Here is a 14,835-nt window from a genome sequence, read left to right on the forward strand (position 1 = left end):
ATCTTAGCTTTATTTACTATTAATTGAATAATGAGTATATTAAAAATAGCAGTTAGTATTAATGAAATGGGAATTTACATTTGATAATAATACAAATTATATTTAATCTAAGCCTATTGATTGCGGCGAGTATTGTTTCTGGATTTGTAGATTCAATTTGGAAGACAAATACTAAACTTGGTAAAGTTGTTCAAGGAATAATATTTGGTATAGTAGCTCTGCTTGGGGTTTTTTATCCTTTTGTCTTGCAGCCGGGATTAATTTTTGATGGTCGGTCCGTTATTATTAGTTTGTGTGCTCTTTTTTATGGTCCATTAGCAGGATTAATTTCTGCAATAATTACTGCAATAGGTAGAATTTATATAGGTGGGATTGGTGCAATTACAGGTTTATCTGTTATCGCCTCTTCTTTTCTTATTGGATTAATTTTTTATCATTTAGTGGAAAAGAGGAAAATAAAACTAAATATAAAAAATCTCTATTTTTTGGGAATAGTTGTTCATCTTGCTATGCTAATCTTGATGTTTACTCTTCCGTCAAAATTAGCTATTGATACTCTTAAAACTATTTCAATTACGGTTATTGTATTTTATCCGTTAGCTACTGTACTGATTGGAAAAATAATTCTATATCAAATAGAATTACGTAAATTGCTTAGAGAATTAAAAGAATCTGAATATAAGTTTAAACTAATTACTGATTATTCCAAAGATTTTATTTGGATGACAGATTTAAAATTGAATTACATTTTCTTATCTCCATCAGTTGAACGAATCTATGGTTATACGATAGAAGAAAGAAAAAATAAGAAAGCTACAGACTTGCTTACTCCTGAATCTTACAATTATGCTATGAAACTATTAGAGGAACAATTCGAAATAGAGGCAAAGTATCCGGATAATAGAGATAGATATGTGGATGTTCGCTTCAAAGAAATACGGAAGGATGGCAAAATAGTTATTACTGAAGCAGTTGTTACTTTCATCAGAGATTCAAATCTTAAGCCAATTGGAATCATGGGGATAACCCGTGATATTACAGAAAAATATCTTATTGAAGAAGAAATTAGAGAAAGAGAAGAAAAATATCGTCTGTTAGTAAACAATATCACTGATTTTATTGTTAAAATCGATAGCTCTTTTAATTATATTTATCGAAGTGATTCTTTCACTAAATTTTTTAACAAAAAAGAGTTTGCTAATTCTTTTCTATCAATTTTTTCTGATAAGGAACAGATTTCAAAGTTATTTGCTAATTTGGGAGAGAAAACTGAAATATCTTATGAGCAAGAAATTGAGTTGGATGGTTCAACAACATTCATACTATGGAAAATTAGATTAATAAAAGGCAATAATGGAGGTTTGCAATATCTGTGTGTTGGAAGAGATATTACTCCTTTAAAAATTATTACTGAAAAACTCCAAGAAAGTCAAGAAATTTTCAAAACCATTTTTCATTCAAGTCCTTTAATAAAATTTTTAGTTGAAAAGGGGACTAATATTGTTAAAGATATTAATGAAACATTTATTCAAGTTTTTAATTCGAATCAAAATGTAATCAGAAAGCGAGTTGATGAACTTTCTTTTTGGTGTAATCCCTCTGATTATTATACAATAGTTGATAAATTGAATAGAGATGGTTTTGTTAGAAATTTTGAAACAATAATGAAACTACCTAATGGAGAAGTTAGAAATATACTGGTATTTTGTGAATTAATTATTATTAGGGGAACTGAGCACTTGATATTTTCTTTACTTGATATAACAGAAAGAAAAATTGCAGAAGATAAGTTAAGAGAAATTAACAATGAATTAGAACAAATTGTAGAAAATAGAACAGAAGAATTAAACAAGGCATTGCAAAACCTAAGCAATTCCAATTACGAACTGCAATTGCTTAATCAGCAAATGCAGCAAGATGCTGAAAAAATAATTCGATTAAATGAAGAGCTTCAAGATGCAATTGCTTCTCGGGACAAATTTTTCTCAATCATTGCACACGATTTGAAAAATCCTTTTTTAACACTTTTAAATAATTCTGAAATGCTAATTCGTTATTACGACAGAATTAGTGAAACCAAGAAAATTGAATTGATTACAAATATGAAACAAGCATCGCAATCAACATACAATCTTCTTGAAAATCTCCTTCAATGGTCTCGGGCTCAAATGGGGCATTTCCAAGTTCATTCAGAACTTCTTGATATTACAGAAATTGCTCATAAAGTTGTTTCTCTTGTGCATCCTCTTGCTCAGAATAAAAATATTCAAATAGTCAATAGTATTCCTGACAAGTCTTTTGTCCTTTGTGATTTTGAAATGACTTCTACCATTTTACGCAACTTGTTAACCAATGCAATTAAATTTTCAAGTAACGATAGTAAAATTGAAATCGGAATCTCTGAGGTGATTTTCAAGCATTTTAACGATAAAAAGATACCGTATTCAGTTTTCTTCGTAAAAGATTACGGAGTTGGAATTGAAGAGGATAAATTAGAAAAATTATTTAGTATTTCTGATATTGAAGCAACAAAAGGAACTGCAAACGAAAAGGGGTCAGGATTAGGGTTAATTATTGTCAAAGAATTTGTTGAAAAACAAAATGGCGAAATTTGGATAGAAAGTAAAGCTGGAGTTGGAACAACAGTATATTTTTCTTTACCAATGTATTAATGATACAGTTATTACATACTTGTTCTCTTGTTTTTTCTGCAAACAGAGAATGATCAAAAATTATGGAATTCTTGTTAGTGATTAATAAATATCTTCAGGAATTTCAGTTTTTGGCTTTTCTATTAAGTTAAACATAAAATTAAATCCAATTTGAATAGAAGCAATTCTTGGATTATGAATATTAGTAACTTTTTCGTCAGCAGGAAGCAAAGATTTAAGTGGATCATTTTTGGGAAAATTATTGTACACTCCACTTAAGAAATATCCACCACTTACAAATCCATTTAATTCACCTGAATTATCTACATATATTGGAAATTCATATCCAATTTTTAGTTCCAAAGCATTATTCTGGATTTTTGTTTTTATGTTTGAACCTTCAACTTCTGAATTCAAAGGAACCAGATATGACAATCCTAATAGAAAGTTATTAAAATAAAAGTTGGGTGCAAAAGATAAATAATTATGCGACAGTTTGTATTCAGTTTTATCTTTATGCGCCGAAATCATCATATATGAATATGATGAATACGATATATCGAATTTAAATCCAATGTTCTCGTTTTTTGAAAGCGGAAAGTACGAACAAACACCAAAATCAGGAATATTATTGAAGCTTAATCCATTTTTTCTTCCTAACGGAGTATTAATTGCACTCACCCCTGCTTTGTAACCAAGATATGGTCCTATGCTAAATTCTTTTGTTTGTTCTGCTTTAATGCCATTAATAATAAGAATAAAAATCAAAGAAGTAAATAGCAATTTTTTCATATTTATCCTATACTATTTTTTTCTCACAAAATAAGTAAAAAAATCATAATTTTGCCAATTATTTTGTAATATAATTTATTAAAAGATATGGAAAAATCTAATAGTATTAATAGAAAAGATTACGAACTGTTGATCAGACGCCGAGGAGAAAACGACTATTCATCTTACTGTCCACAACTTGGTTTAGTAATAAAAGGTGAAGAGCACCAGGAAGTTCAGGACAAAATGGAAGAAACGATTCGTAAACACATTGAGCAACTGATGCAAGAGCAGGAACAATAATCATTTTTTTTCGGAATTAATTAATTCATCGAGTTCCAACCATCGTTCAGTTTTCTGATTGATTTGTTGAACTATATTGTTTAATTCAGAATATAGTTGGTTCATTTCCTGAAAATTACTGCTACTTAACGAAGCAATTTTAAGTTCAATTGAAGATTTATTCTTTTCAAGTTCTTCGATTTCAGAAAATAAACTTTCGTGTTCCTTTTTGTCTTTGTAGCTTACTTTTTTTGATTTTAGTTCTGATTTAGGCTTATTAGAAATGTTTTCTTTCAATGCTTTTTCAGTAGCCGGTATTTCACGGTTTTCCAAGTAATAGGAGTAATTTCCCGGATATTCTTTTATTTTGCCATTTTGTTCGAAAGCAAAAATGAATTGAACTGTTTTATCTAAAAAAGCTCTATCGTGAGAAACAATAAGAAGAACACCATAAAAATCTTCTAAATATTCTTCTAATGAATTTAAAGTTTGAATATCTAAATCGTTAGTAGGTTCATCCAACAAGATTACATTTGGGTTTTGCATAAGAACTTTCAATAATGACAGTCTTCGACGTTCTCCTCCCGAGAGTGTAGAAACAAATGCGTTATGTTGTTCAGGAGGAAATAGAAACTTATTGAGCAAATCACGGGCTGTTAGATACCTATCGCGTCCAACTCCGCAATCGATATATTCAGCAATTTCGCGCAAAGTGGCTAATACAGTTTTATTCTCATCAAGTTCAGTTAGTTCTTGTTTGTAGTAGCCAATTTTAATAGTGTCGCCAATTTTTATTGTTCCACTGTCAGGTTTGGCAATTCCGGCTAAAATATTCAGTAAAGTTGATTTACCACAGCCATTTGGACCGATTAGACCAATCCTATCACCCGGCTTTGCAATATATGAGAAATTTTCGAACAGAAGTTTGCCATTTATTGATTTTGAAATATAGTGAGCTTCGATAATTCTGTTACCTAAATAGGTTTTTCCCAACTCGATTTTTATTTTTTTCTCTTCTATTTTTTTGATTTCAGCAGAGATTTTGCTAATCCAATCTTGTCGGCTTTTTTGTTTCTTTCTGCGTGCGGGAGCGCTTTTCTTTAACCATTCGAGTTCCTTGATTAATTTACTTCTTGTATGTTCAGCAGTTGAGTTTATAGTATCTATGTAATTTGTTTTCTTTTCAAGATAATCTTCGTAATCACCATCATACCAGAATATTTTTTGTTCATCTAATTCTAATATTTTAGTTGCAACTGCATCTAAAAAATATCTGTCGTGTGTAATAAATAATAAAGATTTTGATTTTTTAATAATAAAATCCTGCAACCATTGAATGCTATCAGTATCTAAGTGGTTTGTTGGTTCGTCCATTATTAGTAATTCAGCATTAGAAAAAAGCAATTTTGCCAATGCTACACGTTTACGTTGTCCACCGGAAAGTTCTGAACAAAGTTTGTAATAATCAGAAATTCCAAGTGCTGAAACAATAGACTTTGCTTCGCTTTCTAAATTCCAAATGCCAAGTTCATCAATTTTTTGAGAAATATGTTGCAATTCATTATGTTCGTTTGAGTTAGGAAGTAGTTTTTTGCTACATAGGACATTATATCTCTCTAATAATTCAAAATCTTGCTTTCTTCCATCTAATACTTCTTCAATTACTGTTAGTTTTGAATTAAACAATGGATTTTGTTCAAGAAAGCCATAAGATATGTTTTTATTAAAAATCACTTCTCCTTCGTCAGCATCTTCGTTTCCAACAATTATATTCAACAAAGTAGATTTACCAATTCCATTTCTTCCAATTAATCCAATTCTATCGGACAAATTCATTCCAAACGAAATGTTTTCGAAAAGTGTAATTTTATCGAACTTTTTTGTCAAATTATTTACTGTAAACAATACCATAACATTCCGAAGAAAGATTTTCGGTTGAAAAAAATATTATAGAAAAAAACTATTCTTCCCAAGGAAGTTTTATTTTGATTGGTATCGCCTTTGGCTTGTATGCAACAAATAATGGAGAAAGTGAATTAATTAAATATGCTTCTACGCCATCTCTTTTAACTTTACCTACTTCGCTCCAGGTAACAAATACTCCGCGAGTAGCAAAAGCATTAATTGTTACATCTTGACGCGCTGTCATCAACTGTGAACGAATTAATCCAGAGCCGACTTTCAATACTTTCCTTTCGTTAATACCTGTCCAGATAATATATACTCCCTCAGCTGTTTTAAGAACTGGATGTTCCATATCTAATTTAAAAAGGTCGCACCAAACCTCACCCTTACATTTGTACCATAAGTTTCCCATTCAGCCTCCAATATTATTCATTTATTACAATAATTTTCTGAACACCTGTTGAATTTGTTGTTTCGGATGTACCAATAACAAAATAGACGCCACTTGATACTTTTTTATTATTTGCATCCCTTCCATCCCAATAAGTCTTTCTACTGGTTGTTTGCAATGAACGCACAAATTCACCATTAACGGTGATAATCTTTAATTCTGTATTAGATGCAAGCCCGTCAATAGACAAATATTCGTCTTTATTTAATTTAAATGGTTGAGGATAACATAATATATCGAATTTATCTTTCGGTTCAATTATATTGGTTTTAACAGAATATAGTCCATTATCAGAACCAAAATAAATCGTTCCATTTTCAAAATTTCCACAAATAGAGTAAATATTGTTTGTTTTTAACGGAGAATTGCTCGTGTTTATTATTTTAACTAATTCAAAAGTATTATACGAAACTATGTAAATTCCGTTTTGTGTTACAATCCAAGCATTGCCAGTTGGGTCCATCAATATATCGTTAATATACTGATTGTTTAAATGATTAATTTGTCGTACAATTAGTTGATTTTTCGATAATACAGCAGAAGGATTGAAAATAATACTCAAACCTTGTCTGAATCCCAGCCATAAGCATCCATTCGGGTCTTTTTTGATAACAGTAGGTGAATTATCAGGCAAAGATGAAAATGTTGAAGTTGAAATCATTCCGCAAACATCATCGGAATTATTTTCGAATGTATTTTTTTCGTTAAAGTAAAAGATTCCGATACCTTCTCCCGGATATGAACCTATCCACTTTGTCCCAAAGTTATCAATTTCAAGTTTTAAAATACGCCGTTCATCTGATTTATAACAATTGGAAAAAGGATAAGATTTTCCGTCATTCGTTCTTGCTAAAAGAATTGGTCCAGCACTTTGCTGTCCCCAGTTAGTGAACCAAACATTTCCTTTAGAGTCAGATTTGAAATCCCCAACAAATAGAAAAGTGTCACTTTCGGTTTTTGTTCCGACAAATTTTTCATTTCTTTCCGAAAGAAATGAAAATTGCAATGGTCTTTGGTAAGGGTTGCAATAAGCAACGCCTCCACCGACACTGCTACTATAAAGGATGCCGTTAATAATAGCAACGTTATAAAAATTATCAGTTATAAAAATTGGGAATTCCTTAGACGAAAAATTTTCCCAAACTCCATTTTCAAATTTGGTGAGCCCACCTTTATAAAAAAGTGCTTGCAAGTGGGCACTTGTGGACCATAAAACTCCGTTTTCATCAATGGCAAGGCTCGAAAAAGTATTATTTGATGGTGAATTTGGTGAAATTGGCTCACTTGAATTTCCATTTTGAATAATTACTACACCAGAGGTTGTATTAGCAAGCATTAAACTATTATTAATAAATCCGCCATTGCATTCATTAGTGTAGAAATATTTGCCATCTTTGTCAATAATGCCATTTCGTGTGATAATCCAAAAGGAATATTCATTCGAAATTAGTTCAAGTATTTCGCTATTTACTTGAGCAATACTTTGTATTGAATTATTATCAATTGCAAATACTTCTTGTGGATTACAAAAAAGCAGTTGATTTTGAAAAGATGTTATCCCTACAATATTTTTGTTAGTTGACGGGAATTCAATAATTTCCCAGTTGTTCGGTATTTCAATGAATTTGGTAAGGTCGCAAGAAGCAATTCCACTTTTTGAAGCTGCCCAAATTTTATTATTGACAATGTGAATAGTGTTGATATTTTCTGTTCTATCCCAATTAGCGATTTTGACAACACTTGTAGTGAAAATTTCTCTATTAATATCATATACAGCTATTCCGAAGCCAGTTGCAATGTATAAAAAGCCATTATGCGAAATAATCTTGTTTATTTTTAAGTTAGGAAAATCACTTGTTGAAATACTAGTAATGTGCTGAATTTTAAAATCTTTTGTGAAAATTTCAATTATCCCATTGGAAAAACCAGCAAAAATTAGCTTAGAAACGGGATCGAAATGAATAGCTGAAACATTGTTACTCAATATCCCATTCATTGAATTGAGAGTTTTAAAACTATTATCTAACGACTTATATACAAAAATTCCACCATTCGTACCACACCATAGATTACCAGAATCATCAACTGTTGAAGCAGTAATGTTTTTAAATGAAGTGTATAGTTGCCAATCAAACAAAAGAAGATCTTGTGAAAATATGCTTGATTTGCAAAATAATAAAAAAACTAAAAAAAGATATTTTTTTGACATTTTATTTGAATTCAGGATTATCAAAAAGTGAAACCATTTCGATTGCACTCATTGCTGCATCGAAGCCTTTATTCCCAGATTTTGAACCAGCACGTTCAATTGCCTGTTCTATTGAATCTGTAGTTAATACCCCGTAAATACAGGGAATACCTGTTTCTAATGAACTAATAGCAATTCCTTTTGTAACCTCCGAAGCTATGTATTCAAAATGTGGAGTGGCACCACGAATGACGGCACCAATTGCGATTACTGCATCATACTTTTTTGTTGCAGCGAATTTCTTTACAGCAAGAGGTATTTCGAATGCACCAGGAACGTATGCAATTGTTATATCTTCTTCATTGACCTCATTTCTTTTAAGAGCATCTAAAGCTCCATCAAGCATTTTGGCAACAATAAACTGATTCCAGCGAGAAACAACAATTGCGAACTTTTTACCTTTTGCGCTAAAAAAGCCTTCAAGTATTTTAGCCATTTTGATATTTCCTCTTAATTCATATTTGCAAATATATAAAAAAATAGACTAATTTTTCAACTATGTTATTTATCTTTGTTAATAAAGAATATTCAATTACGTCTAATAAATTGTATTTTTTTTGAGGTGTTATTATGCCAATTATTACTGTTTTTGGCGGTGGTACTTATACTGAAAACATGCCGGAATATTGTAGTGGTATGGAATTAGGTAAACTACTTGGAGAAAAGAATTTTCATATCGCTACTGGTGGATATTCAGGCATAATGGAAGCTGTGCTGCGAGGAGCAAAAGATTATAATATCAGACGTATTGGAGTTACAACTGACTTTTTTAAAAATAGGCAACCTAATGAATATATAAATGAAGAAATAAGATTGAATGATTATTTTGATAGACTTAATAAATTAATAGAAATAGGTGATGCATATATTGTGATGCCGGGGGAAACAGGTACACTTCTTGAGTTCGCTGCCGTATGGGCATTGAAAGAAAAGGGAGTAATGAAGGAAAATAAGCCTATTGTATGTTACGGTGACCAATGGAATGAAGTTATTCAGACTATGTCTTTTTATTCGGAAGCTCTTCTTGAACGTTCTTATTTAATTGATTATGCTGAAACAATAGATGATGTTATTGATAATGTATGCAAATACTTTGGATAACTAAATGAAGCAGATTTTTGATAGAATTAAAAATATTTTGAAAGCAGAATTAAATTCAGCTGATAGTAGTGATTTTTTAGATATTGATATCGATGATAACTTAAAGAAAGAATTCGATAATTTATCTGATAATAAAAATAATTGGAAAAATAATTTTACTGTTGATTTAGATGAAAAAAAAGCTTTTGCAATTTTAGAAATTTCACCTGAAGTTTCGAACGATGAAATTAAAAGAGCATATTTATCTAAAATGAAAGAGTATCATCCAGACAAAGTCGAAAATTTAGGAAAAGAAATTCGATTATTGGCAGAACAAAAGACTAAGGAAATTAATGAAGCTTATAACTTGTTGAGGAAGAAAAGAGGTTTTTAATGTTAAGTAAAAAAGTCATTTATGAGTCCTTAATTATTATTTCATTTTCAATTGTAATTGCCATCATTTATAATGCTTTAAATCCGAATGGTCTTGGCTGGTTCCGTCAAAAAAGTGAAATTGTGGCAGATTCCCTTTTGTTTAACGATACAGGTATTATTGAACAAACCAAGAATGATACAATTTTTAATCAACCTATTTTAAAAACAGATACAGTTAAAGCAATTGTTAAAGATAGCCTTTCTGAAAATAATAAAAATATCACGAATGATAATGATGAAATCACTGCAAAGAGCAAAGGGAATTTTAAAATTGTCTCTTTTGAGCAGATGAAAAGAATTGTAGAATCTGATAAGTTTATCATTATTGATGCACGCCAGCCTGAAGCTTATCAAACAGCTCATATACCAAATTCAATAAACATTTTTGCTTATGAGGAAGAATCAACTCTAATTCCTAAAATTTTATCACTTCCTAAAGATAAAACAATTATTGTATATTGTGATGGTGGTTCTTGTGATATAAGCCATCATCTGGCTGAAAAATTGATATTTTCATTCGGTTTTAAAAGAGTGTTTCTATACGAAGGTGGTTGGGAAGAATGGAGTGCCAAGGTAAGGAGTTAAATTAATGGATGATACAAATATTAAGCGTGATTTCAGATATTTACTGCAATTAAGATACGGTATTATTGGCGATTCGCCTGAAATTCAAAAAGCCATAGAAATTTTGGAAATGGTTGCTCCTACTGACTTGACTGTTCTTATCACAGGTGAAACTGGGACAGGCAAAGAAGTTTTTGCGAATGCAATTCATTCATTAAGTAACCGTAAAAAATTTCCCTTTGTTAGTGTCAATTGTGGAGCTATTCCTGAAACTTTGCTTGAATCTGAACTTTTTGGTAGTGAAAAAGGGGCTTATACTGGTGCAGTTGAAACACGAAAGGGTTTTTTTGAAACAGCGGACAAGGGAACAATTTTTCTCGATGAAATTGGAGAGATGCCAATAGGAACACAAGTAAAATTGTTGCGTGTGCTCGAAACAGGGCAATTCTCTCGGCTTGGCTCACCTGAAATAAGAAAAGTTGATGTGCGTGTAATTGCTGCTACAAATCGCAACCTTGAAGATGAAGTTTCGAAAGGAAATTTCCGGCAGGATTTATTTTTCAGGCTAAATGCCGTTCAAATAGAACTTCCTCCATTAAGAGAACACGTTCAGGATATTCCTTTGCTGGTTGAATTTTTTGCTGAACGTATTGCTGAAAAATATAAATTCAAATTTGAAGGCATTTCTTATGAAGCGATTACGATATTAAAATCGCTTCCCTGGCCTGGGAATATCAGACAATTAAAAAATTTAGTAGAAACAATAGTTACATTAGAAAAAGGTGCTTTTATTACTCGGGAAGTATTACTTAAATATATTCCTCCAGCTCTTCCGGAGCATAAACCCGGGGAAATTCCTAAAACAAACTCAATCGTTGCTATTTCTAAAGATTTGCCTGATAATGAAACAAGCATAATTTTCAAATCAATTTTAGAAATTAAAAACGATATTGCAGACATCAAGCATTTTTTAGGAAGAATTGCGGGTAATTTTGATTTGTTGTTTGAAGAAATTCATTCTTTAAAACAAAATTTAAATTTTCAGAATGAAATTTCTGAAAATGAAATCACAATAAAACCATTAGAATTAATTGAAAAAGAAATGATAATTGCTGCTTTAAATAAATTTTCCAATAATCGTAGAATGGCTGCCCGTGCGTTGGGAATTAGCGAAAGAACGCTTTATAGAAAACTTATCGAATACGGTATAAAATAATATATGAAAAAATTCATTCTGATAGTGTTTGCTTTATTATTAATTACTACAATTTATTTTTTGTACTCGCTTTTCTACTCTCCCAATAAAAGTGAAAGCGTTGTTGTTAAGATCGACCGAGGTTATTCTATTTCAAAAATTATTGATGAATTGAATAAGCAAGATTATTTAAAGCCTAAAGAATTCTATTTGATTATTTCACGTGTGGTAATTCCTAAAAATAAAACCATTAATCAAGGAACTATTATTATTCCACCTAACACAAGTAATTTCAAGCTTTTTTTCGGGCTATATACCGGGGAATTTGTTTTTAAGAAAAAAATAACTATGCCCGAAGGTATGAATATAAAACAGTATGCTTCAATTTTCAAAAAAGAGCTTGATATTGATAGTGCAAAGTTTGTACATTTAGCCAACTCTTCACAAATCATTCAGAAATATAATATTCCAGCAACTACATTAGAAGGATATTTATTCCCTAATACGTATTTTATCGATTATGGTAAAAGTGAAGAAGAAATCATAGATTTTCTGGTTAATCAATTTGAAAAAGTTTGGCAAAAAAGTTTTGCTGGAAAAATCCTGCCACTTGAAATGAACCGACATCAAGTAATTACTCTTGCTTCAGTTGTCGAAGCAGAAACTCCAGTTTCTGAAGAAAGACCAAAAGTTGCTGGTGTGTATATTAATAGATTAAAAAAAAGTATGCCTCTACAGGCAGATCCAACTGTTCAGTACGCTTTGAATAAGTTTTCACGTTTAACATATTCCGATTTGAATTACGAGAACCCCTATAATACTTATAAAAATATTGGTTTACCGCCCAGTCCGATTAATTCCCCAAGCAAAAGTTCAATTGATGCTGTTATTAATTATGAAAAGCATAATTTCATTTTCTTTGTTGCAAAAGGTGATGGTTCTGGGACGCATAATTTTGCTCGAAATTATGATGAACACTTGAAAAACGTCTCTTTATATAGAAAAAATATTGGACGAAAAAATGGTTAATTCTGTTCAAAAGAAAATCAGCTCTGCATCAATAATGATACTTGTTTCTAATGTAATTGCAGGCTTAGCGTTTATTGTTGCAGGAATAATCATCAATGAAACAATATTGATGGTTGGCGGTATTTTTGTTATATGTGCTGGTATAGCATTCAAATTTATTATGCAAAGAATGCTAAAAAAAATTGAAAAAAATAGTGAGCAATAATTCTTTTGGCTTTCTACCAAATTATTGATTGAGCTGCTGACATTGCTATATCATAAGCTTCTTTTGTTGTTTTCCCAAGTGCAGTAACGTGTCCCATCTTTCTTCCTTTTCTTGAGGTTTTCTTGTTGTATAGATGTAATTTGATATTACCGTAACTTAATACTTTTGAAATATCTGTCGGGATGCCTATCCCATCTCTTTCGCCAAGCAAATTTACCATACAGGCAGCTGGTGTAATCATTTCGGTGGATCCGAGTGGCAGACCAGTGATTGCACGAATTACATTCTCGTATTGTGATGTTCTGCACGCTTCTATTGTATAATGACCTGAATTATGTGGTCTTGGAGCAATTTCATTGACAAGTATTTTTCCATTACTGTCTTCGAACATTTCTATTCCGAAAACACCAATACCATCAATACTTTCAACACATTTTATTGCGATTTTCTGTGCATTACTTTGTTGTTCTTCTGAAATATCAGCCGGAGCTAATACGACTTTGCAAATATGGTTTTCTTGGATAGTTTCAACTACTGGATAAACAGCAATTTCTCCAGACAGGCTACGTGCAACCATTACTGCGAGTTCACGCTTAAAATTAATAAAGCGTTCAGCCATAAGTTTTCTTTGCTTGCCATTTAAAGTAAATTTAGCAAAAGCAGTGCTAATATCATCAGTATTTTTTACTGAATAATTGCCATATCCATCGTATCCAAGTGTCCTTGTTTTAATAAGGAATGGATAGCCGAAACGCTCTCCAAATTGATATGCCTCCTCTATCGTATCAATTGATGCAAAATCAGGCACCGGAATATGATTTTCAGAAAACACAGTTTTTTGATTAAATTTGTCCTGAACTAATCGCATAGTTTTTGCTGAAGGGAAGACATCTACAAAGTTTGCTATATATTCAAGTATTTCTGGTTCAATAAATTCATTTTCTAATGTAATAATATCGGAAGCATTTATGAAATCATCAAGATTCCGTTTGTTATGCCATCCTTCAGTAAATTCGAGTTTTGTCATATCCCCGGCTGGTGAATTTGTGCCATTTTCAATAATTGCTACTTCTAAGCCCAAGCGATAAACATCGAGTGCCATCATCTTTGCAAGTTGTCCGCCGCCAAGTATTCCTACTGTAAATGTTTTTTCGTGTTTTTTCGATTTAAGCATAAATTATTCCGTTAATTTATTATTAAAATAATTAATTTTTTGTCAAACACTTTTTTTACAAAAATATTATTTGTATTTTAGAATATTATTAATTTTTTTTAGGAGTTGAAAAATTCAGTTATCAATCACAAATAGCTGAAAAAACACAAAGTTACAATTCAACAAAATCTGTTCTTAATGGTAGAGTGCTCGTTTTAAATCAAGGTTACGAGCCTATTAGTGTCTGCTCTCCTCGTAAAGCAATTATCCTAAGTTTGCTAATGAAAGCTGAAATTATTGAAGTTAGAAATGGTATGCATATTCATACAATTTCAAATATTTTCCCGTATCCAAGCGTCATTAGATTGTTTAGTTTTGTTCGCTGTCCTTCGAACTTCATAGAAATTTCGCGAAAAAATATTATGAGGCGAGATAATTATCAATGCCAGTATTGCGGTAAAACGAAGTCTGACCTTACTATTGATCACGTATTGCCACGTTCGCGTGGAGGAAAAGACACTTGGGAGAACCTTGTTACAGCTTGCCATTCTTGTAATTCAAAAAAAGGCAATCGAACACCTGAAGAGGCTGGAATGAAACTTTTAAACAAACCTAAAAAGCTATGCCATATTCATTTATTAAAACAGTTTGCTGATATGTCGGAAGATAGCTGGAACAAGTTTCTTTTTATGTGATTTTGTGTGATTATTAAGTTATATTCTAATGAAGCGAAAAATTGAATAATCGCTAATATTTTCTTCTCTCTTTTTAATTAAGCTAATTTTATTCAAATTTCAACGTCTAATATTAAAGAATTTACAAGATAAATCGATATTATTGGTATATTTATTGCTTACTTTATTACT

Annotated in this window: 15 protein-coding genes; 9 read left to right on the top strand and 6 right to left on the bottom strand. The window is 31.1% G+C overall.

The genetic code is table 11. From position 1 onward, the window contains the following. The first annotated feature begins 116 nt into the window (after nucleotides 1-116). Nucleotides 117-2,672, top strand: coding sequence for a PAS domain S-box protein (locus tag ACY2LT_RS02120; RefSeq protein ID WP_491816041.1), 2,556 nt, complete (start codon nucleotides 117-119; stop codon nucleotides 2,670-2,672). Between the two features lie 81 nt (nucleotides 2,673-2,753). Here ACY2LT_RS02120 and ACY2LT_RS02125 read toward each other — a convergent pair whose 3' ends face one another. After that, the gene (locus tag ACY2LT_RS02125) at nucleotides 2,754-3,443 is read right to left on the bottom strand and encodes a hypothetical protein (RefSeq protein WP_491816042.1); all 690 of its coding nucleotides are present in this window, start codon (nucleotides 3,441-3,443) and stop codon (nucleotides 2,754-2,756) included. An 87-nt stretch (nucleotides 3,444-3,530) separates the two neighbouring features. Here ACY2LT_RS02125 and ACY2LT_RS02130 point away from each other — a divergent pair, with 87 nt between their 5' ends. Next, nucleotides 3,531-3,725 (top strand): hypothetical protein, encoded by a 195-nt coding sequence (locus ACY2LT_RS02130; protein WP_491816044.1) that lies wholly within the window; start codon nucleotides 3,531-3,533, stop codon nucleotides 3,723-3,725. On the opposite strand, the gene ACY2LT_RS02135 is transcribed toward ACY2LT_RS02130, so the two are convergent. The 4 genes from ACY2LT_RS02135 to ribH are packed head-to-tail and all read right to left on the bottom strand — an operon-like array spanning nucleotide 3,726 to nucleotide 8,744. Continuing rightward, a complete protein-coding gene (locus tag ACY2LT_RS02135) occupies nucleotides 3,726-5,615 on the bottom strand; it encodes an ABC-F family ATP-binding cassette domain-containing protein (protein WP_491816046.1) in 1,890 nt (629 codons plus the stop codon). Nucleotides 5,616-5,664: 49 nt separating this feature from the next. Next, nucleotides 5,665-6,021: a hypothetical protein gene (locus tag ACY2LT_RS02140; protein WP_491816047.1), complete on the bottom strand. Its 357-nt coding sequence runs from the start codon at nucleotides 6,019-6,021 to the stop codon at nucleotides 5,665-5,667. 13 nt (nucleotides 6,022-6,034) lie between these two features. After that, nucleotides 6,035-8,269: a type IX secretion system anionic LPS delivery protein PorZ gene (gene porZ, locus ACY2LT_RS02145; protein WP_491816049.1), complete on the bottom strand. Its 2,235-nt coding sequence runs from the start codon at nucleotides 8,267-8,269 to the stop codon at nucleotides 6,035-6,037. A 1-nt stretch (nucleotide 8,270) separates the two neighbouring features. Further along, nucleotides 8,271-8,744, bottom strand: a complete 474-nt coding sequence (gene ribH, locus ACY2LT_RS02150) for a 6,7-dimethyl-8-ribityllumazine synthase (RefSeq protein ID WP_491816051.1) — start codon at nucleotides 8,742-8,744, stop codon at nucleotides 8,271-8,273. Between the two features lie 134 nt (nucleotides 8,745-8,878). Between ribH and ACY2LT_RS02155 the strand changes: the two genes are divergently transcribed. Genes ACY2LT_RS02155 through ACY2LT_RS02180 form a run of 6 tightly spaced genes read left to right on the top strand, consistent with a single transcriptional unit; the run spans nucleotide 8,879 to nucleotide 12,816 of the window. Beyond that, complete coding sequence (locus ACY2LT_RS02155) at nucleotides 8,879-9,409, top strand: LOG family protein (RefSeq protein ID WP_491816052.1); 531 nt, start codon at nucleotides 8,879-8,881, stop codon at nucleotides 9,407-9,409. Nucleotides 9,410-9,413: 4 nt separating this feature from the next. Further along, nucleotides 9,414-9,782 carry a J domain-containing protein gene (locus ACY2LT_RS02160; RefSeq protein WP_491816054.1) on the top strand — a complete coding sequence of 123 codons (369 nt, stop codon included), beginning with the start codon at nucleotides 9,414-9,416 and terminating at the stop codon, nucleotides 9,780-9,782. Beyond that, nucleotides 9,782-10,408 (top strand): rhodanese-like domain-containing protein, encoded by a 627-nt coding sequence (locus tag ACY2LT_RS02165; RefSeq protein WP_491816056.1) that lies wholly within the window; start codon nucleotides 9,782-9,784, stop codon nucleotides 10,406-10,408. The genes ACY2LT_RS02160 and ACY2LT_RS02165 overlap by 1 nt, the downstream gene beginning before the upstream one ends. A 4-nt stretch (nucleotides 10,409-10,412) precedes the next feature. Then, nucleotides 10,413-11,603 (top strand): sigma-54 interaction domain-containing protein, encoded by a 1,191-nt coding sequence (locus tag ACY2LT_RS02170; protein WP_491816057.1) that lies wholly within the window; start codon nucleotides 10,413-10,415, stop codon nucleotides 11,601-11,603. A gap of 3 nt (nucleotides 11,604-11,606) precedes the next feature. Continuing rightward, nucleotides 11,607-12,611 (top strand): endolytic transglycosylase MltG, encoded by a 1,005-nt coding sequence (mltG, locus tag ACY2LT_RS02175; protein ID WP_491816059.1) that lies wholly within the window; start codon nucleotides 11,607-11,609, stop codon nucleotides 12,609-12,611. Further along, the gene (locus tag ACY2LT_RS02180) at nucleotides 12,604-12,816 is read left to right on the top strand and encodes a hypothetical protein (RefSeq protein WP_491816061.1); all 213 of its coding nucleotides are present in this window, start codon (nucleotides 12,604-12,606) and stop codon (nucleotides 12,814-12,816) included. Before mltG ends, ACY2LT_RS02180 begins: the two co-directional genes overlap by 8 nt. A gap of 13 nt (nucleotides 12,817-12,829) precedes the next feature. Here ACY2LT_RS02180 and ACY2LT_RS02185 read toward each other — a convergent pair whose 3' ends face one another. Further along, the gene (locus ACY2LT_RS02185; RefSeq protein ID WP_491816063.1) at nucleotides 12,830-13,990 is read right to left on the bottom strand and encodes a 5-(carboxyamino)imidazole ribonucleotide synthase; all 1,161 of its coding nucleotides are present in this window, start codon (nucleotides 13,988-13,990) and stop codon (nucleotides 12,830-12,832) included. A 185-nt stretch (nucleotides 13,991-14,175) separates the two neighbouring features. Here ACY2LT_RS02185 and ACY2LT_RS02190 point away from each other — a divergent pair, with 185 nt between their 5' ends. Then, the gene (locus ACY2LT_RS02190) at nucleotides 14,176-14,664 is read left to right on the top strand and encodes an HNH endonuclease (protein ID WP_491816064.1); all 489 of its coding nucleotides are present in this window, start codon (nucleotides 14,176-14,178) and stop codon (nucleotides 14,662-14,664) included. The last annotated feature ends 171 nt before the right edge of the window (nucleotides 14,665-14,835 follow it).

This window comes from Eximiradius proteiniborus, assembly GCF_058546985.1.

Coding starts and splice junctions, on each gene's coding strand:
- ACY2LT_RS02125 (WP_491816042.1), bottom strand. CDS start 3,443: ATGAAAAAATTGCTATTTACTTCTTTGATTTTTATTCTTATTATTAAT.
- ACY2LT_RS02130 (WP_491816044.1), top strand. CDS start 3,531: ATGGAAAAATCTAATAGTATTAATAGAAAAGATTACGAACTGTTGATC.
- ACY2LT_RS02135 (WP_491816046.1), bottom strand. CDS start 5,615: ATGGTATTGTTTACAGTAAATAATTTGACAAAAAAGTTCGATAAAATT.
- ACY2LT_RS02140 (WP_491816047.1), bottom strand. CDS start 6,021: ATGGGAAACTTATGGTACAAATGTAAGGGTGAGGTTTGGTGCGACCTT.
- porZ (WP_491816049.1), bottom strand. CDS start 8,269: ATGTCAAAAAAATATCTTTTTTTAGTTTTTTTATTATTTTGCAAATCA.
- ribH (WP_491816051.1), bottom strand. CDS start 8,744: ATGGCTAAAATACTTGAAGGCTTTTTTAGCGCAAAAGGTAAAAAGTTC.
- ACY2LT_RS02155 (WP_491816052.1), top strand. CDS start 8,879: ATGCCAATTATTACTGTTTTTGGCGGTGGTACTTATACTGAAAACATG.
- ACY2LT_RS02160 (WP_491816054.1), top strand. CDS start 9,414: ATGAAGCAGATTTTTGATAGAATTAAAAATATTTTGAAAGCAGAATTA.
- ACY2LT_RS02165 (WP_491816056.1), top strand. CDS start 9,782: ATGTTAAGTAAAAAAGTCATTTATGAGTCCTTAATTATTATTTCATTT.
- ACY2LT_RS02170 (WP_491816057.1), top strand. CDS start 10,413: ATGGATGATACAAATATTAAGCGTGATTTCAGATATTTACTGCAATTA.
- mltG (WP_491816059.1), top strand. CDS start 11,607: ATGAAAAAATTCATTCTGATAGTGTTTGCTTTATTATTAATTACTACA.
- ACY2LT_RS02180 (WP_491816061.1), top strand. CDS start 12,604: ATGGTTAATTCTGTTCAAAAGAAAATCAGCTCTGCATCAATAATGATA.
- ACY2LT_RS02185 (WP_491816063.1), bottom strand. CDS start 13,990: ATGCTTAAATCGAAAAAACACGAAAAAACATTTACAGTAGGAATACTT.